General features: G+C 67.9%; 37 protein-coding genes and 1 pseudogene. 23 read left to right on the forward strand and 15 right to left on the reverse strand.

All coding sequences use genetic code 11. The features are described from left to right. Positions 1-204 precede the first annotated feature (204 nt). The 3 genes from ACLJOO_RS19885 to ACLJOO_RS19895 are packed head-to-tail and all read right to left on the reverse strand — an operon-like array spanning position 205 to position 2314. Positions 205-726, reverse strand: a complete 522-nt coding sequence (locus ACLJOO_RS19885; protein ID WP_410788696.1) for a nucleotidyltransferase domain-containing protein — start codon at positions 724-726, stop codon at positions 205-207. A gap of 4 nt (positions 727-730) precedes the next feature. After that, positions 731-1762 carry a hypothetical protein gene (locus ACLJOO_RS19890; protein ID WP_410788697.1) on the reverse strand — a complete coding sequence of 344 codons (1032 nt, stop codon included), beginning with the start codon at positions 1760-1762 and terminating at the stop codon, positions 731-733. 9 nt (positions 1763-1771) lie between these two features. Next, a complete protein-coding gene (locus ACLJOO_RS19895) occupies positions 1772-2314 on the reverse strand; it encodes a GNAT family N-acetyltransferase (RefSeq protein ID WP_410788698.1) in 543 nt (180 codons plus the stop codon). A gap of 113 nt (positions 2315-2427) precedes the next feature. Between ACLJOO_RS19895 and ACLJOO_RS19900 the strand changes: the two genes are divergently transcribed. Both ACLJOO_RS19900 and ACLJOO_RS19905 read left to right on the forward strand, forming a co-directional pair. Further along, positions 2428-3093 (forward strand): Type 1 glutamine amidotransferase-like domain-containing protein, encoded by a 666-nt coding sequence (locus ACLJOO_RS19900; protein ID WP_410788699.1) that lies wholly within the window; start codon positions 2428-2430, stop codon positions 3091-3093. A gap of 36 nt (positions 3094-3129) precedes the next feature. Beyond that, positions 3130-3255 carry a hypothetical protein gene (locus ACLJOO_RS19905; RefSeq protein ID WP_410788700.1) on the forward strand — a complete coding sequence of 42 codons (126 nt, stop codon included), beginning with the start codon at positions 3130-3132 and terminating at the stop codon, positions 3253-3255. Here the strand turns inward: ACLJOO_RS19905 and ACLJOO_RS19910 are convergent. Both ACLJOO_RS19910 and ACLJOO_RS19915 read right to left on the reverse strand, forming a co-directional pair. Next, positions 3252-3917, reverse strand: a complete 666-nt coding sequence (locus ACLJOO_RS19910) for a DUF6036 family nucleotidyltransferase (RefSeq protein ID WP_410788701.1) — start codon at positions 3915-3917, stop codon at positions 3252-3254. The two genes, ACLJOO_RS19905 and ACLJOO_RS19910, sit on opposite strands and share 4 nt — an antisense overlap. Further along, positions 3914-4495 (reverse strand): helix-turn-helix domain-containing protein, encoded by a 582-nt coding sequence (locus ACLJOO_RS19915; RefSeq protein WP_410788702.1) that lies wholly within the window; start codon positions 4493-4495, stop codon positions 3914-3916. Before ACLJOO_RS19915 ends, ACLJOO_RS19910 begins: the two co-directional genes overlap by 4 nt. 117 nt (positions 4496-4612) lie before the next feature. Here ACLJOO_RS19915 and ACLJOO_RS19920 point away from each other — a divergent pair, with 117 nt between their 5' ends. Further along, positions 4613-4747, forward strand: a complete 135-nt coding sequence (locus tag ACLJOO_RS19920) for a hypothetical protein (protein ID WP_410788703.1) — start codon at positions 4613-4615, stop codon at positions 4745-4747. Positions 4748-5310: 563 nt separating this feature from the next. Here ACLJOO_RS19920 and ACLJOO_RS19925 read toward each other — a convergent pair. Next, positions 5311-5745 (reverse strand): VOC family protein, encoded by a 435-nt coding sequence (locus tag ACLJOO_RS19925; protein ID WP_410788704.1) that lies wholly within the window; start codon positions 5743-5745, stop codon positions 5311-5313. Between the two features lie 72 nt (positions 5746-5817). Here ACLJOO_RS19925 and ACLJOO_RS19930 point away from each other — a divergent pair, with 72 nt between their 5' ends. Next, a complete protein-coding gene (locus ACLJOO_RS19930; RefSeq protein WP_410788705.1) occupies positions 5818-6567 on the forward strand; it encodes a phosphotransferase in 750 nt (249 codons plus the stop codon). Between the two features lie 364 nt (positions 6568-6931). After that, positions 6932-7576: a nucleotidyltransferase domain-containing protein gene (locus ACLJOO_RS19935; RefSeq protein WP_410788706.1), complete on the forward strand. Its 645-nt coding sequence runs from the start codon at positions 6932-6934 to the stop codon at positions 7574-7576. On the opposite strand, the gene ACLJOO_RS19940 is transcribed toward ACLJOO_RS19935, so the two are convergent. Further along, positions 7562-7960, reverse strand: a complete 399-nt coding sequence (locus ACLJOO_RS19940; protein WP_410788707.1) for a cytidine deaminase family protein — start codon at positions 7958-7960, stop codon at positions 7562-7564. The two genes, ACLJOO_RS19935 and ACLJOO_RS19940, sit on opposite strands and share 15 nt — an antisense overlap. A 55-nt stretch (positions 7961-8015) precedes the next feature. Between ACLJOO_RS19940 and ACLJOO_RS19945 the strand changes: the two genes are divergently transcribed. Then, positions 8016-8870, forward strand: a complete 855-nt coding sequence (locus tag ACLJOO_RS19945) for an alpha/beta fold hydrolase (RefSeq protein WP_410788708.1) — start codon at positions 8016-8018, stop codon at positions 8868-8870. Here the strand turns inward: ACLJOO_RS19945 and ACLJOO_RS19950 are convergent. Together ACLJOO_RS19950 and ACLJOO_RS19955 are read right to left on the reverse strand one after the other, a co-directional pair. Continuing rightward, a complete protein-coding gene (locus ACLJOO_RS19950) occupies positions 8858-9442 on the reverse strand; it encodes a histidine phosphatase family protein (protein ID WP_410788709.1) in 585 nt (194 codons plus the stop codon). The genes ACLJOO_RS19945 and ACLJOO_RS19950 overlap by 13 nt on opposite strands. Before the next feature lie 4 nt (positions 9443-9446). Then, a complete protein-coding gene (locus tag ACLJOO_RS19955; protein ID WP_410788710.1) occupies positions 9447-9791 on the reverse strand; it encodes a ClpX C4-type zinc finger protein in 345 nt (114 codons plus the stop codon). Positions 9792-9887: 96 nt separating this feature from the next. On the opposite strand from ACLJOO_RS19955, the gene ACLJOO_RS19960 reads away from it, so the two are divergent. Further along, on the forward strand, positions 9888-10307 hold the full coding sequence (locus ACLJOO_RS19960; RefSeq protein WP_410788711.1) for a hypothetical protein: 420 nt from the start codon (positions 9888-9890) through the stop codon (positions 10305-10307). Then, the gene (locus ACLJOO_RS19965; RefSeq protein WP_410788712.1) at positions 10304-10816 is read left to right on the forward strand and encodes an AAA family ATPase; all 513 of its coding nucleotides are present in this window, start codon (positions 10304-10306) and stop codon (positions 10814-10816) included. Before ACLJOO_RS19960 ends, ACLJOO_RS19965 begins: the two co-directional genes overlap by 4 nt. Positions 10817-10833: 17 nt before the next feature. On the opposite strand, the gene ACLJOO_RS19970 is transcribed toward ACLJOO_RS19965, so the two are convergent. After that, the gene (locus ACLJOO_RS19970) at positions 10834-11214 is read right to left on the reverse strand and encodes a VOC family protein (protein ID WP_410788713.1); all 381 of its coding nucleotides are present in this window, start codon (positions 11212-11214) and stop codon (positions 10834-10836) included. Positions 11215-11280: 66 nt separating this feature from the next. Here ACLJOO_RS19970 and ACLJOO_RS19975 point away from each other — a divergent pair, with 66 nt between their 5' ends. Then, a complete protein-coding gene (locus tag ACLJOO_RS19975) occupies positions 11281-11655 on the forward strand; it encodes a hypothetical protein (protein ID WP_410788714.1) in 375 nt (124 codons plus the stop codon). An 83-nt stretch (positions 11656-11738) separates the two neighbouring features. Here the strand turns inward: ACLJOO_RS19975 and ACLJOO_RS19980 are convergent, their stop codons facing one another. Continuing rightward, positions 11739-12677 (reverse strand): phosphotransferase, encoded by a 939-nt coding sequence (locus ACLJOO_RS19980; protein ID WP_410788715.1) that lies wholly within the window; start codon positions 12675-12677, stop codon positions 11739-11741. A gap of 20 nt (positions 12678-12697) precedes the next feature. Here ACLJOO_RS19980 and ACLJOO_RS19985 point away from each other — a divergent pair, with 20 nt between their 5' ends. Both ACLJOO_RS19985 and ACLJOO_RS19990 read left to right on the forward strand, forming a co-directional pair. Beyond that, complete coding sequence (locus tag ACLJOO_RS19985) at positions 12698-13540, forward strand: DUF72 domain-containing protein (protein ID WP_410788716.1); 843 nt, start codon at positions 12698-12700, stop codon at positions 13538-13540. Between the two features lie 19 nt (positions 13541-13559). After that, the gene (locus ACLJOO_RS19990; RefSeq protein WP_410788717.1) at positions 13560-14015 is read left to right on the forward strand and encodes a hypothetical protein; all 456 of its coding nucleotides are present in this window, start codon (positions 13560-13562) and stop codon (positions 14013-14015) included. A gap of 11 nt (positions 14016-14026) precedes the next feature. Here the strand turns inward: ACLJOO_RS19990 and ACLJOO_RS19995 are convergent, their stop codons facing one another. The 3 genes from ACLJOO_RS19995 to ACLJOO_RS20005 all read right to left on the reverse strand — a co-directional run bounded on the left by ACLJOO_RS19995 (position 14027) and on the right by ACLJOO_RS20005 (position 16053). Beyond that, on the reverse strand, positions 14027-14527 hold the full coding sequence (locus tag ACLJOO_RS19995; protein ID WP_410788718.1) for a methylated-DNA--[protein]-cysteine S-methyltransferase: 501 nt from the start codon (positions 14525-14527) through the stop codon (positions 14027-14029). A 37-nt stretch (positions 14528-14564) separates the two neighbouring features. Then, positions 14565-15404 (reverse strand): carbon-nitrogen hydrolase family protein, encoded by an 840-nt coding sequence (locus tag ACLJOO_RS20000; RefSeq protein ID WP_410788719.1) that lies wholly within the window; start codon positions 15402-15404, stop codon positions 14565-14567. Between the two features lie 325 nt (positions 15405-15729). Beyond that, complete coding sequence (locus tag ACLJOO_RS20005) at positions 15730-16053, reverse strand: hypothetical protein (protein ID WP_410788720.1); 324 nt, start codon at positions 16051-16053, stop codon at positions 15730-15732. A 94-nt stretch (positions 16054-16147) separates the two neighbouring features. Here ACLJOO_RS20005 and fgd point away from each other — a divergent pair, with 94 nt between their 5' ends. From fgd to ACLJOO_RS20030, 5 genes and pseudogenes are all read left to right on the forward strand, one after another. Then, on the forward strand, positions 16148-17152 hold the full coding sequence (gene fgd, locus ACLJOO_RS20010) for a glucose-6-phosphate dehydrogenase (coenzyme-F420) (protein WP_410788721.1): 1005 nt from the start codon (positions 16148-16150) through the stop codon (positions 17150-17152). A 10-nt stretch (positions 17153-17162) separates the two neighbouring features. Further along, positions 17163-17738, forward strand: coding sequence for a GNAT family N-acetyltransferase (locus ACLJOO_RS20015; protein ID WP_410788722.1), 576 nt, complete (start codon positions 17163-17165; stop codon positions 17736-17738). 53 nt (positions 17739-17791) lie between these two features. Continuing rightward, positions 17792-18373, forward strand: a complete 582-nt coding sequence (locus ACLJOO_RS20020; RefSeq protein WP_410788723.1) for a GNAT family N-acetyltransferase — start codon at positions 17792-17794, stop codon at positions 18371-18373. Positions 18374-18513: 140 nt separating this feature from the next. Then, positions 18514-18642 (forward strand): annotated as a pseudogene (locus ACLJOO_RS20025) (VOC family protein); the annotation flags it as partial. A 22-nt stretch (positions 18643-18664) separates the two neighbouring features. Next, positions 18665-18805: a VOC family protein gene (locus ACLJOO_RS20030; RefSeq protein WP_410788724.1), complete on the forward strand. Its 141-nt coding sequence runs from the start codon at positions 18665-18667 to the stop codon at positions 18803-18805. Between the two features lie 118 nt (positions 18806-18923). Here ACLJOO_RS20030 and ACLJOO_RS20035 read toward each other — a convergent pair whose 3' ends face one another. After that, the gene (locus tag ACLJOO_RS20035; protein ID WP_410788725.1) at positions 18924-19685 is read right to left on the reverse strand and encodes an IclR family transcriptional regulator; all 762 of its coding nucleotides are present in this window, start codon (positions 19683-19685) and stop codon (positions 18924-18926) included. Positions 19686-19797: 112 nt separating this feature from the next. On the opposite strand from ACLJOO_RS20035, the gene ACLJOO_RS20040 reads away from it, so the two are divergent. From ACLJOO_RS20040 to ACLJOO_RS20070, 7 genes are all read left to right on the forward strand, one after another. Beyond that, entirely contained in the window at positions 19798-20997 is a 1200-nt protein-coding gene (locus tag ACLJOO_RS20040; protein ID WP_410788726.1) for a DUF6986 family protein, read from the forward strand. A 9-nt stretch (positions 20998-21006) separates the two neighbouring features. Then, a complete protein-coding gene (locus ACLJOO_RS20045; protein ID WP_130386770.1) occupies positions 21007-21246 on the forward strand; it encodes a thiamine-binding protein in 240 nt (79 codons plus the stop codon). Then, complete coding sequence (locus tag ACLJOO_RS20050; protein WP_410788727.1) at positions 21239-21625, forward strand: helix-turn-helix domain-containing protein; 387 nt, start codon at positions 21239-21241, stop codon at positions 21623-21625. Before ACLJOO_RS20045 ends, ACLJOO_RS20050 begins: the two co-directional genes overlap by 8 nt. An 87-nt stretch (positions 21626-21712) precedes the next feature. Then, a complete protein-coding gene (gene uraD, locus ACLJOO_RS20055) occupies positions 21713-22198 on the forward strand; it encodes a 2-oxo-4-hydroxy-4-carboxy-5-ureidoimidazoline decarboxylase (RefSeq protein WP_410788728.1) in 486 nt (161 codons plus the stop codon). Further along, complete coding sequence (gene uraH, locus ACLJOO_RS20060; protein ID WP_410788729.1) at positions 22195-22512, forward strand: hydroxyisourate hydrolase; 318 nt, start codon at positions 22195-22197, stop codon at positions 22510-22512. Before uraD ends, uraH begins: the two co-directional genes overlap by 4 nt. A gap of 6 nt (positions 22513-22518) precedes the next feature. Continuing rightward, positions 22519-23424, forward strand: a complete 906-nt coding sequence (gene pucL / locus ACLJOO_RS20065; RefSeq protein ID WP_410788730.1) for a factor-independent urate hydroxylase — start codon at positions 22519-22521, stop codon at positions 23422-23424. A 2-nt stretch (positions 23425-23426) separates the two neighbouring features. Next, complete coding sequence (locus ACLJOO_RS20070) at positions 23427-24770, forward strand: 8-oxoguanine deaminase (protein ID WP_410788731.1); 1344 nt, start codon at positions 23427-23429, stop codon at positions 24768-24770. Positions 24771-24809 lie beyond the last annotated feature (39 nt).

Genomic DNA, 24809 nt, shown 5'->3' on the forward strand with positions numbered 1-24809 from the left:
CAGTCCGAACAAGCTGCGCGTGGCGGCACCAATGAGACCATGAGTGCGTGAGGCGGTGAGGGCGTGACTGAGTTGTGCAGGCTCCTACGGATCAGAAGGTTGGGGGTTCGAATCCCTCCGAGCGCGCTTCGTAAAAGCCCAGGATCAGTCCGCTGACCTGGGCTTTTGTGTTCTTCGCGACGTGCTTGGCCGGCCGGCAGGTCGCTAACTGAGGTTCTCGGGCGGTTGGAGTCCGAAGCGCTCGCAGAGCACAGCGATATCGTGTCGGTCGACCTCGCGCAACTCGTAGCCGGTGTGGTTCTGCAGCGCGAACTCAAGACGTTCGCATCGAACCGAGACGCCGGCAATCTCACCCGCACCCGAGAGGTCCTCGGGGGTGAACATGAACGGCGCGTTGAGACTGCCGTAGTGGAGCCGGCCGTCGCCCAGGGTCTCGTAGAGGTGGAGATCTACGCGACGACTGTGGCCGTCATGCAGGACGAAGTTCCACGGACGGTCGCCGGGCCACGAGTAGAGCCGATCGACTCCCTGGTCGGCGAAGGCTGCGACGAGACCTTCGAACTCAACCGCGTCGACCCAGATGTCGAGATCCAGATGTTCCCGAGTCTGTTTGCCCACCAGTGCATCGACAGCCCATCCTCCGCCGACACATGCTGCGACTCCATGCACCTGTAGGGCCGCAATCAATGTGCACGCCGCTTCCGGCGGCATAGCGTATTCCGTCACGCCCTCAGACTCTCAGTGCGACGGTGGTCAGGTAGTGGCGGGGGATCTCGGCGCGGGCCTGGAGCTCAAGGGGATCGGCGTACGGGATGAGGCGTAGCCAGGAGACGAGTCTGTGTACGCCGACCAGTGCCTCGGTCGCGGCGAGGTCGTGCCGGAGGAGGTGCGGGTCGGCGTCGAGGTGGTCGCGCCATACGGCCAGATAGGCGTCGAACAGTGCGTCTCGGTGTGCGGGCGACAGCGGCGCGTTGGTCCACTCCACGACCGAGTCGAGGAAGCCGTGCAGCGAGACGAACGGATGGCCCCAGAGCGCGTTGCCGAAGTCGAAGAACCGTGGGCGCAGTACGCCGGTTGAACGGTCGGCGAAGATGTTCGCGGGGTACACGTCGTTGATCTCCAGGTCGAGCGGAACGACCTCGCTGAGGGACGCGGTTCGTCGATCGAGTACGTCGGCAGCCCGAGCAGCTCGTATGAGCAGCTCCCGCTCGGCACGCAGCGGATGCCCGGGCTGCAGGTCCGCCCACTCCTGCGCCACGGCGCGCACTCGATCGCCGGCCATGGTGGGTGCCAGCTCGATGATGCCCGGATGTTCGGTCGCATCGAGGCGGCCGAGGAGAGTGCACTGAAGACGGGCCAGGGCTCGTACGACGGTGCATCGGGTGGACTGATCGGCGACGTCCGGATGCGTCAACGTCGAACCTTGATCATTGGTGAGCAGCCGGCTGCGTTCGCGGTCCACGGCGATCGGCACGATCACGTCATCCGGCGCGACCTGTGCCAACGCCGCGACGAGACCCGCCTCGAACCGATGCCCCGGATTGTTTTCCTTGAACCACACCAGGCCCTCGGCGGTCGGATAGCAGCGGACGACAGACCAGAACCGGGCCCGGTAGGTGACCGGTACGCCGCAGATCCGGCGACCGTACTCCGCGAGTCGGGCACCCACCCAGGTATCCGCGGTCTCCGTCCACTCCGCCGACATCCAACGCCGAACCCACTGACCCTCGGCATCCGGGCCTGGTGGTCTCGCAAGCAGCATCCGGCGACGCTAACGCCCGGCTCCGACAGTTCTGGAGGAACGCATGCCGAGCCATTGCTCGGCGCCCCAGGCCTCGAATCGCTCTACCTCGGTGAAACCCAGCTTGGCCGCGAGGCGCATCGAGCCGACGTTGGCGGTCTGGGTGGCGAGCACCACCGGCTCGCCCGGAAGTACGCCGTCGAACCAGTCGAGGGCCGCCGCGCACGCCTCGGCGGCGTACCCGAACCCCCACGCCCGCGGCAGGAACAGGTAGCCGAGATCGGCCTTCCCCACGGCCGCCGGGCGATGCCTGGCTGCTCTCCTGAGCAGGATCTGGCCGATCATCGTCCCGTCGAGTTCAACGACGAAACTCCCGGGCCACCGCTCGGGCACCGCCGGCGTCCCGCGCTCGACCTCGTCACGTGGGCGGGGACCACCGAGGTACGTGTTCACTTCCGGCGAGGCGAGCAGTTCGACGAACGCCGTACGGTCCCTCGCCTCGGATTCGCGGAGCACGAGCCGCTCGGTCTTGATCGGCTCCGGCGGCCACGTCACGAATCCCAGGGGTTCCATCCGCGCACGCTAACAGGGTCCGTACTTCTGGCAGAGTGTCGGATCTGGAACGCGGCGTTCGTAGAACAGGTGAACGACGGCCGGTCGAGGTCGCCAAGACAAGGAGTCAGGGTATGCGTCTTCTTCTTACCTCCGGGGGCATTACGAACCCGAGCATCAGCGACGCGCTCGTCGAGCTGCTGGGCAAGCCGATCGCCGAGTCCCGAGCGCTGCTCATCCCGACGGCGATGTGGGGCCATCCGAAATGCGGGCCTACCTTTGTACGAGGCTCCGTCACCGGCGCACCTCCCTGGCACATGCCCAGCCTGGGTTGGGAATCCGTCGGCGTCCTCGAACTCACCGCGTTGCCCAGCGTCGGCGAGGAGCGGTGGGTGCCGTGGGTACGTGAGGCCGACGTACTGCTGGTGGACGGCGGCGACGCGACGTACCTCTGCCACTGGATGCGGGAGTCAGGCCTGTCCGACCTCATGCCGTCGCTGCCCGACACGGTGTGGGTGGGGGTGAGCGCCGGAAGCATGGTGATGACACCGCGGATCGGCGACGACTTCGTCTCGTGGCCGTCGGCGCCGGACGACCGCACGCTCGGGGTCGTCGACTTCTCGATCTTCCCGCACCTGGACCACGAGAGCATGCCGGAGAACACCCTGGCCGACGCGGAGCGCTGGGCGGCCGGCATCGACGGTCCGTCGTACGCGATCGACGATCAGACCGCGATCAAGGTGGCCAACGGCAGCACGGAAGTGATCTCCGAAGGTCACTGGAAGGCCTTCCCCGCCTAGCCCTCAGACGTGCAGGGTGGGCCGATAGGTGAGTTCTTGGGTACGGCCGTCGAACGTCCGGCTCTCGATCAACTCGAGGTCGAAGTCCGCCGCGCCCTGGAGCGCAACGGTACGCCGGACTCCTCCTTGAGCCGGGCGATCACGTCGACAGCTCTCCCCTAACCCCGCTCGCGGGAGGTCGGGCGATCCAGGCGACGTACGGCTGGAGTTTCCGCACGACCAGTGGGTGTCGCGGGTGACGAGTCTGCCTGGCTATTTGCCAGCAGCCGCTCCGCCCTGACTGCGAGCAGATGGATCTCGCGCTCGATGTCATTGCCGCCGAGGATGAATTCGAGCGAATCCTTGTCGGTGTAGTAGCGGTGGATCACCTGTTCGAGGTCGGCAGCCGACGCGTTCTCCAGGTCGAGGCGCCTGGCGAGAGTGACGATGTCGGCAGCGTCCTTGCGGCGCTGGGCAACCAACTTGGTAGCCAAGAGGAACTCGTCGGTGGCGTACGTAATGTGCAGACCGGGCGCATCGCCGCGTTGCAACGCGTCTTCCGGCAGCGGCGGCATCCACGGGCCGGCTCGGGTGTTGAGCCAGTCTTCGGGGAGCTTGCGTTGGCTTGCCATCGCGCGGGCTTCGTCGACTACAGCCTGGTCGCGGGTGATGGCGTCGACATCTTCCGTACGGCGTGGATCGTCGTTCGAGGTGACGGCAATCGCGGCGCCTCCCACGACGAAGATCGATGCAGAGATGCCACGCGTTTTCAGGCGCTTGTCGAGTTCGGAGAGGAGGTCGACGATTTCGCTGCGTCTGAATTCGTTGCGGGCGTCGTTCGTCATGCGGTTGCCAGGTCGCGGGCGGGGACGAAGATATTGGCCTGCGCCAAGTACTCCGGGGTTTGCTCGATGATCTCGTCGCGGTCCAGGAACGGATGTTCAGGAATCCAGCGGTCGGGGAGCGGCTCGACCTTGGTCCACTCGGGTGGGTCCTCGCCGGCTGCCTCGAACTCGTGCGCGGTCAGGACGGCGAGGAGTGCGTCGAAGCCTGCATCGCCGGTCGTGCCCGGCGCTGCCTCCCAGGCTGCTTCGGAGCCATCGTGACGGCGTAGCAGCAAGCGCAGGTGGTCACGGCCCTGAAGCAGCATTCGCCACGCCCACTCCTCATCGCTCGCCTCACGGATAGCCGTCGCGGTAGCCGGGGCTGTCATGATCCGGTACTCCCGCGCCGCGTGCAGGGCATGCGCAATCCGCCCAGCCCGCAGGAAGAACTGCGCCGTCGGCTTGGTCCTGCCAGAACGGTAAGTGGAGAAGCGTGAAGCGGAAGTGCCGAGGGCAGTGGCGAACGCAGCCTGAGACAGCCCGCTCTCGGCGAGGGCGCGGTTGAGCAGTTCGCTGACCGCCTGGCTGTCCTTGTCCATGTCAGCACCTCTCGAGGCTGTTATCTAATCAGATAATAGCTCCGCTGGGTCGCTGAGCCAACGTCAGGAATTCTAGTCGCCGTCGGAGCGGCCCGGGGGTGATTTACGGTTCGGGGCATGGCTGGTCTCAACGACTGGCCCGCGGACGTGTTCGACGTCGAAGCCGACGGTGTCCGAGTGGCCAGCGCAGCGGCCGTCACTGGCTATCGGGCGGGTTGGGAGGAGCTGCAGGCGAAACTGCAGGGCCGGTGACGGCGTTTGGCTAGCGGTCGTACGGAAAGCTGGCCGGCCAGTTCTCGGGTGCGATTGAGAGTAGCTGCAGGGGCCTGCCGACGGAGGTGTTCGTCGAGCAGGCGGGCCGTCCGGCGCCGCGGTGTTTCCCACGATCGGTCGCTGGTGACGCGGCGTACCTCTGAGAGGTATTGCCCCCGGTCGAAATGGATGTCCGGTAGGTCCCAGGGCCGACCTTCGTGATCGGCGGCCGTCAGCGAGACGGGATGCATGAAGACGCCGGTGTAGTCGCGGAAGTCGACCCAGGAGATGCTTGTGCGGTCCGGGGAAGGGACGACGTACGGCGCGATGACGCCGCAGCCTGCCTCGCCGCAGGAGCACCGGTAGACGGCCACGCGGCGGCCGCCGTCGTCGGGAACGAGCGGCGAACCCGCCCCGAGAATCTCGCCGGGATCAAACCCTCGCCATTCCTTCGCGACCTGCTCGAAAGGGTTCTTGCCGTCGACCGAGATGCTGACAACCGGCCAGTCAGGCCTGTTGTCGACGACCTCGAGTCCCAACGTGAGAACAGAGACGCGCATCGGTCAGTCGAGGCAGAATTCGTTGCCTTCGACGTCTTGCATGTTGAGGCAGGACTCGTTTTCTTCGTCGGCCAGGAGTAGTTGGCCGCGGGTTGCGCCGAGGGGGAGTAGGCGGGCGCATTCGGCTTCGAGGGCTGCCAGGCGCTCTTCGCCGACGAGGCCGGTGCCGACGCGTACGTCGAGGTGTACGCGGTTCTTGACGACCTTGCCTTCGGGGACGCGCTGGAAGAACAGTCGCGGGCCGACGCCGGTGGGATCGACGCAGGCGAACGCGGAGCCCTGACGCTCGGGTGGCTGCGCGCGGTCGAACTCATCCCAGTTCTCGAACCCGGGCGGTGGCGGCGGTACGACGTACCCCAGCACCTCGCACCAGAAACGAGCGACGCGCTCAGGATTCGCGCAGTCGAAGGTGACCTGAACCTGCCTGACCGTTGCCATGCGACCACCGTAAAGGGTGTGGCGGGCAAATGTCTGTCGAGAAAACGCGACCGGCCGGGCATCATGTCGGGCGTGGAAGCCGAAGAGGTGCTGACCGGAGGAAACGTCGCGGATCGGGTTGTGCGGGTCGGTGCGACGGTGCGGAAACCTGCGCTCGTTCAGACGGCCGGGGTCGAGGCGGTGCTCACTCACCTCGCCGACTTCGACGGAGCGCCGCGCACGTTAGGCCGGGACGAGGAGGGGCGCCACGTCCTCGAATTCATCCCGGGCGCGTTGGCCGACACGCTGCCGCCGTTCTCGCTGGATGAACTGGCTCGTATCGGTCGGCTGATTCGTGAACTCCACGACGCGATGGAGAGCTTTCAACCGCCGGCCGACACGGTGTGGGACGTGGTGGTCCCCGACCCGAGCGGCGGCGAGCTGATCTGCCACAACGATCTCGCTCCGTGGAATCTGGTGCGCGACGGTGAACGCTGGGTGTTCATCGACTGGGACAACGCGGGGCCTGCGTCGCGGTTGTGGGATCTCGGGTACGCCGCTCACGGGTTCGTACCGTTTGTGGCGCGAGGCAACGTCGACGTAGACGGACCGCGGTTGCGTGCGCTCGCGGACGGGTACGGGCTCGACCCGGAGCAGCGCCGCGCCTTCCCGGCGCAGATCGCGGCCCACACGCGAGGCATGTACGACCTGTTGGTCCACGGCCACCGCACGGGCGAGCAGCCCTGGGCCCGCCTGTACGACGAGGGCCACGCCGATCACTGGGGCCCGACGGCCGAATACATCGAGGCCCACCACGACGACTGGGTCAAGGCGCTGCTGTAGGCGGACCTCCACCACTCACCAACCCTGCTCCGAGCCCACCGGCCCCGCGTGAACCTGCACCGCGGACCGGGGTTGATGAGTGGCGCACGTCCGCCGTAACGCTCGACGGGCGCCTGCCGATCTAGCGGGTAGGGGGTGGGGGAATGACTGTCATGCGAACGTTGCTTGCTGTGTTCTTCGTTCTCGCCGGACTAGGAGGCACCGTCTCGGCGGTTCGCCGGGGCAATCTGTTCGACCTGGTCGCAGCCGTGGCACTCTTCGCGATCGCCGCCGCACTGTGGCCACGAAGAGACCGAAGCCGCATTTAGAGCACTCCCCGAAAATGCATTTGCCGCGCTGGGTGCACCCCGGGATCGTTGCGAGCATGACTCCTGAGCCGGTGATGCGGTCGGCAGCCGAAGCCGAGGAGGCCCGGTACTGGGCTCGCCTCTACGGGCGTTGGGAGCCGTTCGATCTGGCTCAAGCGGCGGCGTTCATGGACGGGTTCGATCGGCCGTGGTGGGTGGTCGGCGGGTGGGCCGTGGATGCGTTCACCGGCGTACGTCGTGAGCACGATGACGTCGACGTGTCGATCCTCGCGTCCGACGTACCTGCGCTGCGGGACCATGTCGGCGACCGGTGGCATCTGTGGAATCTGGCCGGCGGTGACATGCGGCCGTTGACGCGACAGCACCCGGACGTGTTCAGCCCGGCGAGTCAGCTGTGGGTTCGCGCGCACGGCGATGCTCCGTGGGTACTCGATCTGCCGCTGACCCCGGATCGCGACGGGCTGTGGACGAACAAGTTCGTGCCGGATCACATCGGCCCGCTCGACGAAGTCACGTGGGTGGCGGACGATCACATCCGCTACCTGAATCCCGAGATCGTCCTGCTGTTCAAGGCGCGGAAACGGCGTACGAAGGATGAGCAGGACTTTGCTTGCGTGTGGCCGATGCTTGCGGAGGGCAAGCAGATCTGGCTGCGGAAGATGATCCCCGGGCACCCTTGGTTGCGTTCAGTCGACGGGTGACGGCCATTCGGTTTCGGGGAGGAGGGTGCGGAGCGGCGCCGTACGGCGTTTGCCCAGGATCACCTCGGTGTCGAGGTTCGACGGGTCGATCTGGCGGATGAACTCCCGGCAGCGGCCGCACGGGGCGACGACGTGCAGCGGGCCGTCGCCGCGCCAGACGGCGACGATCTTCGCGATCTTGTACTCGCGCGCCGTCACCATCGCGGCGATCGCGGCGTGCTCGGCGCAGAAGCCCGTACCGGACGCGGTGTCGATGCACACGCCGACGTACACGTTGCCGGCGTCGGTGACCAGCGCCGACGCCACGTCGCCGAAGATCCGATCGTCGACGTGATACGGATGCAGGACGGCCGCGGCCGCCTCGATGAGCTCGTCGTTGATCACCCACGCGAACCTAGCAACGTCGTACGGGGTGAACCACCAGATTTAGACTGCGGTGATGGCCGAGTCGTATGTGGTGCTCAACGGGGTGCGGCATTGGGTGCGCGTGGTCGGTGATCCACAGGCGGGTACGCCGATTGTCGTCGTACATGGCGGGCCCGGCGGCTTCATCTACGACTTCGAACGGTTGACGGGCCCGCTGCTCGAGGAGCTCGGACCGGTTGTGTACTACGAGCAGCGCGGCTCCGGTCGCAGCGATCAGGACGGGCGGTACGCCGTACCACTGCTGGTCGACGATCTGGAACAGCTGCGGCGGCATCTCGAGCTACCGCGGATCACGCTGCTCGGCATCTCGTTCGGTGGAGACCTCGCGGCCGAGTACACCGTTGCGTATCCGGACCGCGTCGAGAGGCTGATCCTCCAAGGCACCGCGCTGGCTGGCCCGCTCACCCCGTCGCCATGGGGATCCGGTTTCGAGACGGTCGCCACCAGCGACGAGATGCGGGCCGCGATCCGTACGGCGGTTGCGGAATCGGGGCCGCGCGCCGTCTGGGACGTCGTCGACCGGCCGACCATCGATCGCTTCCTCTTCCACCAGCCCGCGGCCGCCGAGCGGGTCCGCGACCTGTGGGCGGCGAGCGGGCTGACCAACACCGGCGACATGGCGGCCGCGCTGGCGAAGGAACCTCCCCGACCGGTGCCGCTCGTCGACGAGCTCGCCGCGCTCGACGTACCGGTCCTGGTGCTGATCGGATTCTGGGATCGCAACGCGGGCGTCGACGCATGCCGCGATCTCGCCACCCGCCTCCCGCACGCGCAACTTCGTGTCTTCGACGAGAGCGCCCACTTCCCGAACGTCGAGGAGCCCGAGCGGTACGTCGCCGAGCTCGCCGCCTTCCTTCACGCGGACTGACGCGGCAGGAACGGCTCCGCAGAGTCATGCTGTACGACGTCGCTCAGGTCGATCTCGTGTACGCCGCAGAACTCCACGCGGTGCGCGTCCGTGAGCGCCTCGATCACCATGCTGTGGCACACGGCAACGAACGGTTCGTCGTCGACGGCGGCCTGTCGACGGAGCGCTCCGAGTGCGCGTCGACGTACCGAGGACTTCGGCTCCCACGTACGCGTCTCGCCCGGCGGCCACTCGCCCCCGTGGCGGTGGAAGTCCTCGGTCGCCGTGATCGCCTCCGCCGAACGCCACGAGAGCGTCGCATCCGGAAGCCACTCGCGAAGATCGAACTCGACCGCCGTCAACGGAAGCCGCGTCTCCGCCGCGATCAGGCTCGCGGTCTGCATCGCCCGCGTCATCGGCGAGGCGACGATGCGCCGCGCCCCGCAATCCCGAAGCCGGCGCCCAGCCTCCTTCGCCTGCTCGATCCCTCGTGCGGACAACGGCGAGAGATCGCGCGCCGGCCCCCACCAGCCCTCCGCGTTCAGCTGACTGCCGTCGACCTCCCCGTGCCGAACGAGCAACACTCGAGTCACTCGCCTACTCCTCGCCCGAGAAGCGTTCCCAGGCCGACTGCCGGCTGATGCCGAGCGCCTCACCGATCCGGGCCCAGGTGACCGACCGGGAGCGCAGACGCAGTACCCGATCCTGTACGGCAGCCTCGACCTGCCCGCGCGACTTGTCGAGCCGAACCATGTCCGCCAGCAACTCCTCGTCACTCTTCCCGTCCAACGGCGGAAACGACGGAATCGGCTGCTCGTTCATCACCCGCACCGACAGATCCACGCACTCGTTACAGATGAACACCCCCGGCCCCGCGATCATCCGCTCGATCTCATCCTTGGCCTTCCCACAAAACGAGCACCGCAACACGTTGTCCGGCATCTCCGAACCTCCGCATCTGTCAGGCTCACCCTGACACATCTGTCAGGCTAAACCTGACAGTCCGAGCGGGTCAACGGGCGAGGCAGAATCTGCGGGGTGGATTTGTTTGTGCGGTATCAGAGTCCGGTGCCGGATCGGCGGGGGCGGCGGATCGGGATCTTCGGGTTGGTGAACATGCTCGGGAACCGGGGGTATCTGAGTGCGGAGGAGGAACGGTTCCGGCGTACGACGAACGACTGGTACGACGCGACGTACGTGAATCCGGCTAGCGTCGACCCGACTGTCTATGAGGACAATCTGCTGGCGGCGGCGTGGTTCAAGACGTCGGCGGCGTTTCTGATGGAGCCGATCCCTGGGTACCTGGCGATCCTTGCCTCGCACAACCTTCCGTGCGAGCGGTACGAGTCGGCCGCGCCGGGCCGGGTGCTGTATGAGGACGAGCATCAGGTGGTCGTCGTACCGGACGAGGACCTCGACTTCGCCTCGATGATGTGGCTCCGCCCCAAGCTGCCATGAGGTTGGTGTATCTGACGGGGTCCTCCGGGGTGGGGAAGACGTCCGTGGGTGAGGAGCTGCGACGGCGAGGGTTTGCCGTGTACGACGTTGACGCGGACGGGCTGGCGCGATGGTTCGAGAACGGGACGGGGACCGAGGTGCGGATGCCGACGTACCGCGACGACACCTGGTTCGCCGAGAACACGTACCGCCTGCCGGTCGAGACCGTGCAGCGCATCGCCGGCGAGGCTGAGGGCGTGGCGTTCATCTGCGGGACGGTCGGCAACGACAACGAGATCTGGGATCTGTTCGACACCGTGATCAGCCTCAGCGTCGACACCGCGACATTACGTCGCCGACTCGTGGGGCGTGGTGCATTCGGATCGAGCAGGCCCGAGTTGGAGCGCGTGCTCGCGTGGCACGCGCAGGTCGACGCCGACAACAGCCGGTACGGCGCTCTCCTGGTCAACGCGGACGCCCCGATCCCCGAGGTCGCCAACCGCCTACTCGACGCGCTCGGCATTCGCTGAGTTCTCCCCCTGGACGACTACCCCGGGACCCAGCAGAGGCAGAACGGGTGGCCGGCTGGGTCGGCGTAGACCTGTACGCCGCGGGCTGCCGAGGGATCGTCGGCGGGTTTCAGGAGGCGGGCGCCGAGGGCGAGCGCTCGATCGTGGGCGGTGGCGTGGGCCTCGACGCCTTCGAAGTAGAAGTCGAGGTGGATCTGCTGCGGCGTACCGTCCGGCCAGTCCGGCGGTACGTGGTCCGGGGCGTGCTGAACCCCGAGCGCCCACCCGCCGTCGACCCAGATCGCGTGCCAGCGGTCGCTCCACCTGTCGACCGTGCCGTCGAGGAACATGGCCCAGAAGCTGCTCTCGGCCTCGATGTCGGCGGCGTCGAAGACGATCATCCGGTGCTTGATGTCCATCCGCGCAGTCTGGTGTACCCGCCGGGTGAGGTGAAGTGGGCTGGTGGATCACTTACCGTGATCCTCATGGCGTTTGCTGCGAAGGGGAGCAAGGGGGAGTCGTTCCTTGCGGTGGTGGTTGGTGGTGGGGCGGCGTTCGGGCTGGTGGTGCTCACGTCGCGGGCCTGGAAGGCGTGTCACGTCGACATCACCGGGAGCATCCCGAACGGGCTGACGCTGCTGTTCCTCGGCGTACCGATCGCACTGATCGTCAACCTGGTGCTGTTCAACGTCGTGTTCCGGTACGCCGGGAAGGCGTTCCTGTTCTCGCTGATCGCCGCCTCCATCGCGATCGCGATCGCCGACCTCGCGCTCTTCTCCTGGCAAGGTACGCCGGCCGCCTCACCCGGCACCTGCCCGGGCAACGTCCCGCCGTGGTGGCCGACCTGGATCCCGACCTGATCGCCAGGCCATCACAATCGCGCCGTCGCCGGCGCAGTCAGGCGTGAGCGCGCGGGATCGCGGCAATTGTGATGGCCTGGAGATCAGAGCAACCGGAGTAGCGCGGCGGCGCGTTCCGGGTCGCCGAGGTGGGCCGACGTGGGGAACAGGCGGGCCCAGGAGCCGGCGCGCGTCAGCTGACTGAGTCGGCGGGCGAGCTCGGCCGCGCGGCGGAGGTCGGCCAACGTGTGACCCGTCCATCCTTCGAGGTACGCGTCCTCCAGCCGCGCGACCACGTCCGAACCGTGCTCCTCCGCGACCCGCTCGAGCGCCACGAGCAGGCTGCAGAACGGATGCCCGACGTTCGCGTCACCCGAATCGAAGAACGTGTACCGCCCAGCCCCAGCGACCAGGATCTGACCGTCATGCAGATCGGCATGGTCCAGCGAATCCGGTACGCCGATCGCAGCCAGCTCCTCGCACCACGCGACCAATCGCGGCCGGAACAACCGCAACCGTTCACGATCCGCCGCGTCCAACGTCCCGTTCCCAGCGACCGCATCGTCGAAGACCACCGGCAGCCCCGCAACCCGAGCATCAGGTACGCCGAGACGCAGCAGCTCCTCCGCCCGCGGTACGAGCGCCCGCTGCAAGTCGGCGTACTGCGTCAACGCCGCCTCCCACTCACGCGGCCCAGCTCCCAGACCGCGCAGCACCGGCCCGCCGGACGGCAGCAGCGACCAGCCGCGGCCGGCGTCGACGGCGTACGGCGTGAGGACGTGTCGGGGCGTCCACCGCGACAGCGCCTCGCCCAGCCCGGCCTCGAACGCGCTTCCGGGCGAGGCCGCCTTGAACCACACGGGGTCCGCCGCCTCGACCCGGACGAGCACCGACCACGGCCGGACCCGTACCTGCCGCGGTCCGGTCTCGCGGACGCCGAGCTCGTCGAGCCGCGCATCCAGCCAACCGAGCGCCGCCGTACGCCAGGACGGATCCTCCCAAGGCGTCAACGCGTCCGGGTACGCGCCGCGGTTGATGTCCATGCCGGGACCATAATCGAGGGATGACGCGCTGGCCGGACTCCCCGTACCGAGTAGGGATCTCGGGCTGGCGCTACCCGCCGTGGCGGAAGGTCTACTACCCCGACGGGCTGCCGCAACGGGCCGAACTCGAGTACGCGTCGTCCCGGCTGAACTCGATCGAACTGAACGGCTCGTTCTACGCCCTCCAGCGTCCCGAGTCGTACCAGCGTTGGTACGCCGAGACGCCCGACGGCTTCGTCTTCTCAGTCAAGGGGCCGCGGTTCGTCACTCATCTCAAGCGACTGGCCGACGTGGACGCGCCGCTGGCGAACTTCTTCGCATCCGGAGTTCTTGCGCTAGGCAACAAGCTCGGCCCGGTGCTGTGGCAACTGCCGCCGAATTTCCAGTACGACGCGGAACGCTGCGCGAACTTCTTCGCCCAGTTGCCGCGGACAACAGCCGCGGCGGCCGAACACGCCAAGCGTCACGACGAACGGATGGAAGGCCGGGCGCTGCTCGAGCCTGCCGTCGACGGGCCGCTCCGGTACGCGATCGAAGTACGGCACGACAGCTTCAAGACCGAAGGATTCGTCGAGCTCGCCCGGGAGCACGACATCGCGGTGGTCTGCGCGGACACCGCGGGCAAGTGGCCGATGTTCGACGACGTCACGGCGGACTTCGCCTACGTCCGGTTGCACGGCGCCGACGAGCTCTACGTGAGCGGGTATGACGACAAGTCGCTCGACCGCTGGGCGGGCAAGATCCGCTCCTGGAACTGCGACGCGTTCGTGTACTTCGACAACGACGCCAAGGTGCATGCGCCGTACGACGCCGAGCGGCTGTCCGAACGCCTCGGCATCAGTTCGCCCGCGGCCGAAGTGTGACGGCCTTAGCGTCGGCCACATGACACAGAACCCCGGAGAACTCGTCGAGCAAGCCGTCGAGCGGTGCCTCAAACTGATCGTCACCTGGCCGGCCTGGGACGGCGTACCGCGGACGTCCGACGACGACCGCATCTTCACGCCGCACAAGGCGGTTCGCCGGATCGCCGACCATCTGATCGATCACCTGGCCGAGGTCGAGGCGCTGCTGGCCGGCGTACCGACGCAGCCCGACGAGTGGCGCGCGAGCGCACTCACGTCCGCCGCGGACCTCGCGCCGTTCACCGAGGAGGACGTCCGCGAGGCCGAGCAGCGACTGCGACGGCTCGGGCGGACCTTCGCCCTGCGGTACGCCGCCCTCGACCCGGCGGAGTGGGACCAGGACCGTGCCCCGAACTGGACCCTCCGCCAGATCGCCGAACACCTCACCGAACTCGACTGGTACGCCGAGCAGGTCGGCCGGTTACAACCGAACTAGTTACAATGTAACTAGAAGAGGCGGGCTCCGACCGGCTCCTCCAGGTCGAGCAGGAACTGCTTGCGCTTCAACCCGCCGGCGTACCCGGTGAGCGACCCGTTCTTCCCGATCACCCGATGGCACGGGACGACGATCGACAACGGGTTCTGCCCGACCGCCTTACCGACGGCCTGTGCGACGTGGGCGGGTTCGCCGAGCCGCGCCGCGATCTCGCTGTACGTCGTCGTCTCGCCGTACGGGATCTCCTCGAGTACCGACCAGACCCGCCGCTGGAACTCCTCGCCCTCCAGCCGGGTCGGCAGGTCGAACGTGTGCCGCGAACCGTCGAAGTACTCCTCCAACTGCGCGACGACGACCGCGATGAGCGGGTCGGACGCCTCGACCCGCTCACCCAGCGTCTCCGCCGTCGGCTTCACCCAGTGGTGCGGGAAGTAGACGCCGACCAGCACGTCCTCCGACACCACCACCGTGAGCTCCCCGATCCGAGTGCTGACCACCGCATGCCTGTTCATACAGATAGAACGCGCCAGCACCCGAACCTGTGAGGGCTTACGAGGAGATCCGCTCCCGCGTCCGACGACGGAACTCACGGCCAACCTGCGTCGTCTCGGCGTGGTGCACGTCGGTCACCACAAGTGCCGGCGATCCATCCAGTGGGGCCTGCGCTACCCACTCGCCCCGGGGATCGGCGACACCTGCAGCCAGCCCAGCCTCGGGGTTCGCCGGTACGGCGAGGCTGATCCAGGACGTGTTGTTCACCGCGCACCCACGCGCCTGCACCGCGATGTGCTCATGTCCCGAGACGCGGTGCGTCGCGTAGGACACCAGGACGCCGTCGGCGCCGAGCCCGTCGTACTCCACGAACAGCTCCGGGAACAGCACGTCCAGTCCGAGCGCGAGCCCGAAACGGAATCCGTCCACGTCGAACGTCACCGGCTGCTTCCCCGGCGTGTACATCCAGGTCACCTTGGAGGTCGACAGCGTGCGCTCGTCGTACCGGGCGACAACTTTCCCCTGGTCGGACACGACGTACATGCTGTTGTGCGGGCGCCCCTCCGGCAGTTGGTGCACCGAGGGGATCACCACCCAGATCCCGAGCTCTCGCGCGAGTGCGTTGATCTGGTCGAGCTCGGACTGCAACACCGACCACTGCGCCTTGGTCCAGTCGGACGGGCCCACCTCGCCCGGGCCGAGCGACGACAGCACCCGCTTACTCGGGAAGCAGAGCGCGCCCTCGGTGAAGTGCACCAGGCGGGCACCAGCCGCGGCCGCCTGCCTGATGAAGTCGCGGAGTTCGGCACCGCCCGCGCGCAGCTCGTCGGCGTTCGTCGGATCGTGGCGCATCGTCGACTGGACGACGGCGAACAGCAGTGTGGTTTCTTCCGGCATGTCTGGTTCTCCTTGTGGAGTCGGACGGAAGTGCCGGAGGGCAGCCGTGTAGGACTCGCCGGTTTTCGCGGCGCGGGCTCGTACCCGTTGCTTGAAGTTCCTGTGCGCTGTCATCTGGCCTTCCACGCACTCGCACGCGATCCCCCAGCGATCCCGTCGAGGCGGATGACCAGGACGAGCGGCCCGAGACAGGAAGTCCCTTTGCCTTCTCGTAGGTGACCGCGCTGGGGCCGGTCGACGAAGGTGAGGCGCGGGCCGCGCCGGACCAACATCCTCTCCGAGCCCCGCGACCGGAGTCAATCAGACTCTCCGAGGCAGCCCAGAGTCAGCGCAGATGTACGTCGTCGGCCGCGTCCATCGCGACCCCGACCAGCTCCGGGTTGAGGTCGACGACGGTGTTCCCGTCGGCGTCCAGCTGCCCGCGTTTGGCGATCGTGAGACCGATCAGCGCGAGCGTCCCGGCGCGCTGGCGACGTACCCGATCTTCCGGGCGCTCCAGCTCAGGTACGGCGTCCTCGGCGTCCCGCTGCCACGCGGCGACAGCCCGCTCGGCGAGCGCGGCCGGCACCGTGACACGGATCGTCGGCAGCTGCGCCGCGCGGAACGTCGTACCGATCAGACCTAGCACTCGGGCTTCACTTGCATTCACGACTCTGGATGCTAGCGCGACCACGGGCGGCATAAAGTCGGACCTGGGCGCGGTTGTCCTTCGGAGTACGCGCAGACGACGTTTGGAGCAGAGGGTGAGCATTCGGGTCGGGTACAAGGCTTCGGCGGAGCAGTTCGGGCCGCGGGATCTCGTGGAGTACTCCGTTCGGGCCGAGGAGCTCGGGCTCGACAGTGTGACCGTTTCGGACCACTTCCTGCCGTGGCGGCACGAGGGCGGCCACGCGCCGTTCGCGCTCGCCTGGCTGGCGGCGGTCGGCGAGCGGACCAACCGGGTGCTGCTCGGTACGTCGGTTTTGACGCCGACGTTCCGGTACAACCCGGCGGTGATCGCGCAGGCGTTCGCGACGCTCGGTGAGCTGTACCCGGGGCGCGTGATGCTCGGCGTCGGCACCGGCGAGGCGCTCAACGAGATCGCGGTGTCGGGGCGCGAGTGGCCCGAGTTCAAGGAGCGGTTCGCCCGGCTGCGGGAGGCTGTCCAGCTGATCCGCGACCTGTGGACGAAGGACGGCGTCAGCTCCGAGGGGCCGTACTACAAGACCGTGGACGCGTTCATCTACGACCGTCCGGAGACCCCGCTGAAGGTGTACGTCGCCGCGGGCGGGCCGCTCGTCGCGCGGTACGCCGGGCGCGCCGGTGACGGGTTCATCGCGACGTCCGGGAAGGGCATGGAGCTCTACACGGAGCAGCTGATGCCCGCCGTACGCGAAGGGGCCGAGAAGGCTGGGAAGAAGTTCGAGGACGTCGACCGGATGCTCGAGGTCAAGCTCTCGTACGACCGCGACCCGGCGCTCGCGCTGGAGAACACCCGGTTCTGGGCTCCGCTGTCGCTGACCGCGGAGCAGAAGCACAGCGTCACCAGCGCGACCGAGATGGAGCGGCTCGCCGACGAGCTGCCGATCGAGCAGGTCGCGAAGCGGTGGATCGTGGCGTCGGACCCGGAGGAGGTCGTGAAGCAGTTCCAGCCGTACCTGGACGCCGGCTTCAACCACTTCGTCGTACACGGTCCGGGGAACGACCAGGAGCGGTTCCTCACCCAGTTCACGGAGGATGTCCTTCCGCTGCTGCGCAAACTGGGCTGACAATCAGCCCGTGGCCGAATACGAGATCGTTCAGGAAGGTGACCCGCGGTGCGCCGAGCTGGAAGCAGCCGGGTATCGCGTGGTCGCCGAGTCCTGGGCGGTGCGGCTGTTCGACCCGGACCGTGAGCTGCTGGAGACCGCCGTACGCCGGGCTACCGCCGGCGGACTGACGCTCCGCGAACTCGGGTCCGAGTCTGCCGCGGACCTGTACGCGCTGGAGAAGACGAACGAGGCGGACTATCCCTACACGCCCGCGACCCACCGCGTGGTCGGCGAGCTCGCCGACGTCGCGGGGCTGTGGCCGGAGTACCGGGTCTTCGGCGCCTTCGACGGCAACCGCTTGGTCGGTGCGACAGTGATGCGCGAGAAGGACGGCTACGGCGACACCGCCTTCACCTCGGTCCTGGCCACCCACCGCCGCCGCGGCGTCGCCCAGGCCGTCAAGGCCGCCTCCATCCTCGCGTTCCTCGACATCGGCATCACCCGCTTCAGCACCGGCGGAGCCGCCGCCAACCAAGCCAGCCTCCAAGCCAACCAGTCCCTCGGCTACCAACTAACCGAACAATGGCGAACCTACGCCCCCTGAACCCGGCCGGCGCGATGCACTTGGGAGTCTTGATCGCGCATTAGCATCGCGGCATGCCTTTGCTTGTGGGTGCGGTTTTGGCTCGGGGTGTGTTGCGGGATGCGGCTCAGCCGCGGTTGGCGACGTACGACGGGCTGGTGCTTCGACCGTGGCAGGCGCGGGATGCTGCCGCGGTGCGGACTGCGTTCGGGTGTCCTGACATTCAGCGCTGGCATGTTCGGCGGCTCGACACTCTCGAGGAGACGGGCGAGTGGGTCGCGCAGTGGGTCGACCGGTGGGACGCCGAGACCGCGGCGAGCTGGGCGGTCGTCGATGGAGATGACCAGCCGCTCGGCCAGGTCGGGCTGCGCGACATCTCTCTGGCCCAAGGGTCGGCCGCGCTCTCGTACTGGGTGACCCCGGCGGCCCGCGGGCAAGCGATCGCCGCCAGGTCTGTCGAGGCCCTGTCCACCTGGGCCTTCGGGTCGATCGGGTTCAACCGGCTGAACATCCACCACTCCACCACCAACACCGCGTCGTGCCGAGTCGCCGGGCGCACCGGATTCCAGCACGAGGGCACGCTGCGACAGGCGATCATGCACGCCGACGGCTGGCACGACTGGCACATCCACGGCCGCCTCCGCACCGACACCTGAGCACTTGGTCGCGTACGACGCCGCCGCAGCAAGACGTCGTACGGTCGGGGGATGCGGATGCCTCAGCGGTATGTGGGGGCGAGTTGGTTGTGGTGGTTGATGTGGGGGATTTGGAGCGGGCGGCGGAGTTCTGGGGTGGGGTGCTTGGGTATGTGCGGGTCGGTGAGCCGGATGTGTACCTGAGTCTCGTGCCGACTGACGGGGTTGGCGTCGAGGTGCTGTTGCAGAAGGTGGCTGATCGGAAGCGGGGGAAGAACCGCGTGCACCTGGATCTGCGGACGGCCGACCTGGATGCCGAGGTCGCGCGAGTGCGGGAGTTGGGGGGCCCGGCTGGTCACCGAGGAGCCGGTCGTCGAGGCGGGTTGGGTGTGGCACGTGCTGGCCGACCCGGACGGGAACGAGTTCTGCGTCCTCCAACCACCACCCGACTAGCGCGCGGAGGTGCATCTGAGGGGTTAACCACCGAGATGGAGGGTTGCCCACTGAGAATCTCAGGGGGCAACCATGCAGCTCAGGAGGCAACCCGGGCGCGCACCGACCGCGACCTGCCCTAGTGGAGGTCGTCCGAGAGGGACTTGGCGGCTTGGGTTAGGAGGGGGATGGCTTGTTCTACGAGGGATTCGGTCATGCGGCCGGCGGGGCCGGAGATGGAGATGGCGAGGGGGGTGGGGGCGTCGGGGACGGCTACTGCGACGCAGCGGACGCCGACCTCCTGTTCGCCTTCGTCCGTCGCGTAGCCGGCGTCGGCGGCGTGGTGGAGCTGGGTGGTGAAGGCGTCGGGGGTGACGATCGTGTTGTCGGTGTGTTTCGGCATGCCGGTGCGGTGCAGGAGGTCGCGGACCTGGGCGTCGGGGAACTGGGCGAGGATCGCCTTGCCGACCGCGGTGCAGTGCGGCAGGACGCGGCGGCCGACCTCGGTGAACATGCGCATCGAGTGCCGCGACGGGACCTGCGCGAGGTACACGATCTGGTCGCCGTCGAGCATCGCCATGTTGGCGGACTCGCCGAGTTCGTCGACGAGCCGGGCGAGATGCGGCCGGGCGAACACACTCAGCATGTGCGACGAACTCTCCCCGAGCCGGATCAGCTTCGGTCCGAGCACGTACTGCCGGGACGGCTCTTGACGCAGGTAGCCGAGGTCGACCAGGGTGCGAACCAGCCGGTGGATCGTCGGCAGCGGCAGGCCCGAGGCGGCGGCCAGCTGGGACAGGCCCATCATCCCGCCTGCGTCGGCCATCGTCTCGAGCAGCCCGAAGGCGCGCTCGATGGACTGCACGCTGCCGGTGCGTCCCTTGCCGTTCGTCTCCGCCATGACAACCACCTTTCCGGATCACGGAAGTTTAGCGCCAGATCCCGGAAGCGCGAATGCTTGTATCTTCCGCAGGGTAGATATTAGTCTCCACAATACGGAAAAGGAGGCCGCAGTGAGCCTGGATGATCTGGTGACCGAGCTTGACCGGCGGCTGGCGGCCGCGGACGCGGCGCTGACCGCGGACTATCGCGGCGATCGCGGGGTCCGCCAGCCGGTCCACACCGTGTACGTTCCGGCGGACCGGTACGACGTACGCACCGTGGAGGACTGGGGTGCGCAGGCGCGCGCGGCTATGGATGAGTACGCCGGATCGGCGGCGGATCTCGCGAAGATCCTGAACGTCGAACTCGCGGACGACGTGTACGACCGCGTGCGGGCCAAGCTCGAGCGCGAGCCGATCGAGGACCTCCGCATCGACTTCGAGGACGGCTACGGCAACCGGCCCGACGAGGAGGAGGATGCCGCGGCGATCGCGGCCGCTGAGATCTTCGCGGCCGGCGAGCAGACGCCGTACCAAGGCCTGCGGATCAAGTCGCTCGAAGCGCCGACGAGACGTCGCGCTGTGCGGACGCTCGACCTCTTTCTCAAGCATCTGGGTGCGATCGGCGACGGCTTCGTCATCACGCTCCCGAAGGTGACGTCGGTCGAGCAGGTCGAGGCGATGGTGCACGTGCTCGAGACGCTCGAGCGCCAACGTTCGTTGCCGCCGTTGAAGTTCGAGATCCAGGTCGAGACCCCGCAGGCGATCCTCGGCGCGGACGGCACCGCGCTGATCGCCCGGATGATCAAGGCCGGCGGCGAGCGCGTCACGGGTCTGCACTACGGCACCTACGACTACTCCGCCTCGCTCGGCGTCGCGGCGGCGTACCAGAGCATGGAGCATCCGGTCGCCGACCACGCCAAGGACGTCATGCAGCTGGCCGCGGCCGGCACCGGCGTGTTCGTATCCGATGGTTCGACCAACGTTCTCCCAGTCGGCGACGCGGTCCGCGACGCCTGGCGCCTGCATTTCCGGCTGGTACGTCGTTCGCTCGCGCGCGGCATCTACCAGGGCTGGGACATGCACCCTGCCCAACTCCCGACCCGCTTCGCGGCGACGTACCTGTTCTACCGGGAAGGCTTCGACCAGGCCGCTCAACGCCTCCGCGCGTACCTCGGCGACGGCGAGTCCGGCTACCTCGACGAGCCCGCAACGGCCGCCGCGCTCGCCGGTTTCGTACTACGCGGCATCGAATGCGGCGCGATCGAGACGTCCGAGTTCGACGACCACGACCTCGCCAGGCTGGCGCGCCGAGCAGCCCCCATGCCCTAGCCTCGCGGCATGCGACTGGTTGCGGAGTTCACCACGGAACCCTTCGACGTGGAGGGGGCGCCGCCCGCGCACGCCACTGAGGCGTTGCGTGCGGCGGAGGCGGCCGGGCTCGACTGCGAGTTCGGCCCGCTCGGTACTCAGGTCAGCGGCGAGCAGCACCTCCTGCTGCCCGCGCTCCCGAAGGTCCTCGAGGCGGCCTTCGCCGGCGGCGCGAGTCAGGTGACCTTGCAGGTACGGCGCGATGCCTGAACAGCACCCGCTGGTGCAGGCGATCGCACCGCTCGTCGAGCGGCTGAACGCCGAACTCGTCGACGCAGCAGACGCCCGCGCGGACGACGTGACCCTCGCCTGGGACGGCAAGCCCGTGGTCGCCGTACGCCTGCCCTCTCAAACCCCGGCCCCGGCTAAGGCGTCCGAGAAGGACGGGGGCGTGCAAAGCCTGCTCGCTGACGTCGCGGAGGAGCTGGGTGGTCCGCTGCGCGACCTGTCGCGGCACGACAAGCAGCAGGCCGTCCTGCTGCTGGAGGCGCGCGGAGCCTTCGAGTACCGCAAGTCCGCCGAGATCGTCGCCGAGGCGCTCGGCGTCACGCGCTTCACCGTCTACAACTACCTGAACCGCGCTCGCTGATTTTCAACAAACTGTTGACGACGAGCCTGCCGCCTGCCACTCTCGTCATACGGAAAGTCGATTTCGGGATTCGAGAAGGTGTGATCCGTGGACCTGGAGGAGTTCAACTCCGCTCCGACCGACCGGCTCCGGCCGGCACTGGCGGCCTGCTGCGACGTGCCCCGCTGGGTCGACGCGATCCTGGCCAAGCGGCCGTACGGCGATCTCGCCGCGCTGACCGCGGTCGCGGACCAGTCGCTGCGGGAGCTCGACGACAACGAGGTCGATCGTGCGCTGCAGGCGCACCCGCGGATCGGTGACCGGCCGCAGGGCGCGAGTACCGAGGCCGCCTGGTCGCGGAACGAACAGTCGGGTGTCGGCGACGACGCCCGGCAAGAGCTTGCCGACGGCAACCGTCAGTACGAAGAACGGTTCGGCCGGGTGTTCCTGATCTGCGCCACGGGGTTGTCGGCGGCGCAGATGCTGGACAGTCTGCGGACCCGCCTCACGCACGACGACGCGACCGAGGCAATCGTCGTCCACGAGGAACTGCGCAAGATCGCGCTGCTCCGGCTGAGCAAGGTGGTGGCATGAGTTCCCTGTCCACGCACGTCCTCGACACCGCGCTGGGGCGACCGGCGCAGAACGTCCAGGTCCGGCTCTACCGGGGTGACGCGCTCGAAGCCACGGGTACGACGGACCAGGACGGCCGGGTCGCCGAGCTCGCACCCAAGCTCGAGCACGGCACCTACCGGCTCTGGTTCGACGTGGCGGCGTACGCGGAATCAACCGGCCAGGACATCTTCTTTCCCGAGGTCTCCGTGACCTTCACGGTCGCCGACGAGCGGCACTACCACGTCCCGTTGCTGCTCAGCCCGTTCGCGTTTTCCACCTACCGAGGGAGCTGATCTCAGATGGCCATCCACCTGGGAGCCAACCAGTACGGCAAAGCCGAGAACCGCGTCGTCCGCATCTACCGCGACACGCCCCGCCACCAGATCCGCGACCTGAACGTGTCGACCGCGCTCCGGGGCAACTTCGAGGACGCGCACACTACCGGCGACCAGTCCGACGTACTGCCGACCGACACGCAGAAGAACACCGCGTTCGCCTTCGCCAAGGAGAAGGGGGTCGGGGCGATCGAGGACTACGCGCTGACGCTCGGCGCGCACTTCCTGGAGGCGTCGCCGGCCGCGCAGGGCGCGCGGGTCGAGGTCGAGGAGTACGCCTGGGAGCGGATCCAGGTCGACGGCCAGGGGCACGACCACTCGTTCGTCCGGACCGGCGGCGGCGTGCGGAACACGGTCGTCAACGTGGAGGGCCGGGGCGCGGAGCGTAAGTCGTACGTCGTGTCAGGGATCAGCGATCTCGTCGTACTGAAGTCGACCGGGTCGGAGTTCCACGGGTTCCTGAAGGACGAGTACACGACGCTGCCGGAGACGAACGACCGGATCCTGGCGACCTCGCTTGTCGCCCGCTGGCGCTACGACCACACCGAGGTCGACTGGGACAAGTCGTACGACGAGATCAAGGGACTGCTGCTCTCGCGGTTCGCCACGATCCACAGTCTTGCGTTGCAGCAGACGCTGTACGGCATGGGCGAGGCGGTCCTGGAGCAGCACCCGGAGGTCGCCGAGATCAAGTTCTCGGCCCCGAACAAGCACCATTTCCTGGTCGACCTGTCGCCGTTCGGCGTGGAGAACCCGGGTGAGGTGTTCATCGCCGCCGATCGCCCGTACGGCCTGATCGAGGCGACTGTCACGCGCGACGACGCCAGCGACGCCGGCAGCGCCTGGCACGCGACGCCCGGATTCTGCTGATCATGTCGAGGATCGTGATCGAGGGCGCCTACGTGGCGACCCTCGATCCGGCCCGACGGGAGTTCGTCGGCCATGTGGTTGCCGAGGGCAATCGCCTGGTAGCGGTCAGGCCCGGTCCCGCTCCGGCGTACGACGATGCTCGCGTCGTGGACGGACGCGGTTGCCTGGTCACGCCGGGGTTCGTGAACACGCACCAGCACCTGTACCAATGGGTCACGCGCGGCCTCGCCGCGGACGCGACCCTCTTCGAATGGCTGACGACGCTGTACCCGGTCTGGGCGCGGATCTCCGAGGAGACCGTGTACGTCGCGGCGCGGGCGGCGCTCGCCCAACTCGCGCGTACGGGATGTACGACTGTTGCCGATCATCACTATGTCTTCCCACGTGACGGTGGCGATCTGCTCGCGGCCGAAATCGCCGCGGCGAGTGAGATCGGGCTGCGGTTTCATCCGGCCCGTGGGTCGATGGACCGCGGGCAGAAGGACGGCGGGTTGCCGCCCGACTCCGTGGTCGAGAACCGCGACGAGATCCTCGCCGCGACCGAAGCCGCGATCGACCGCTGGCACGACCCGGCACCCGACTCGATGCTGCAGATCGTGGTCGCGCCGTGCTCGCCGTTCAGCGTGAGCGGCGAGCTGATGCGCGAGTCCGCGGAGCTGGCGCGACGCCGCGGGGTGCGGATGCACACCCATCTCGCCGAGACCACGGACGAGACGGACTGGTGCCGGGAGACGTTCAACTGCACGCCTCTCGAGTACGCCGACCGCCTCGGGTGGACCGGTCCGGACGTGTGGTTCGCGCACGGTATCCACTTCGATGACGCGGAGATCAAGCACCTGGGCGGCACCGGCACCGGCGTCGCTCACTGCCCCAGCTCGAACGCCCGCCTCGGCGCCGGCATCGCCCGTACTGCGGACCTCCGCGCAGCCGGGTCTCCTGTCGGCCTGGGCGTAGACGGTGCCGCGAGCAACGAATCCGGCAGCCTGGTGGAAGAACTCCGCCACGCCCTCCTCTTCGCCCGCGCCCGCGGCGGCCCACAAGCCCTGACCGTCCGCGCCGCCCTGGAAATGGCCACCCTCGACGGAGCCCGCATCCTCGGCCGCTCCGACGACATCGGCTCCCTCGAACCCGGCAAACAAGCCGATCTAGCGGTGTGGAATCTGGACACCCTCCCGCACGCCGGCATCCCCGACCCAGTAGCAGCCCTAGCCCTCTCCACACCCCCACCCCTCAAGCTCCTCCTCGCCAACGGCCGGCCGGTCGTCGAACACGACGTACTCCAAACCGCCGACGAGGATGCCCTCGCCACCCAGGTCGCGCGCACCCAAGCCGCCCTCGTCGGCTGACCCGCGATAACCCCCGGGGACTGGGAACTAGCAATAGCC

Source organism: Kribbella sp. C-35 (assembly GCF_046549195.1).
In the GTDB taxonomy this organism is placed as follows: domain Bacteria; phylum Actinomycetota; class Actinomycetes; order Propionibacteriales; family Kribbellaceae; genus Kribbella.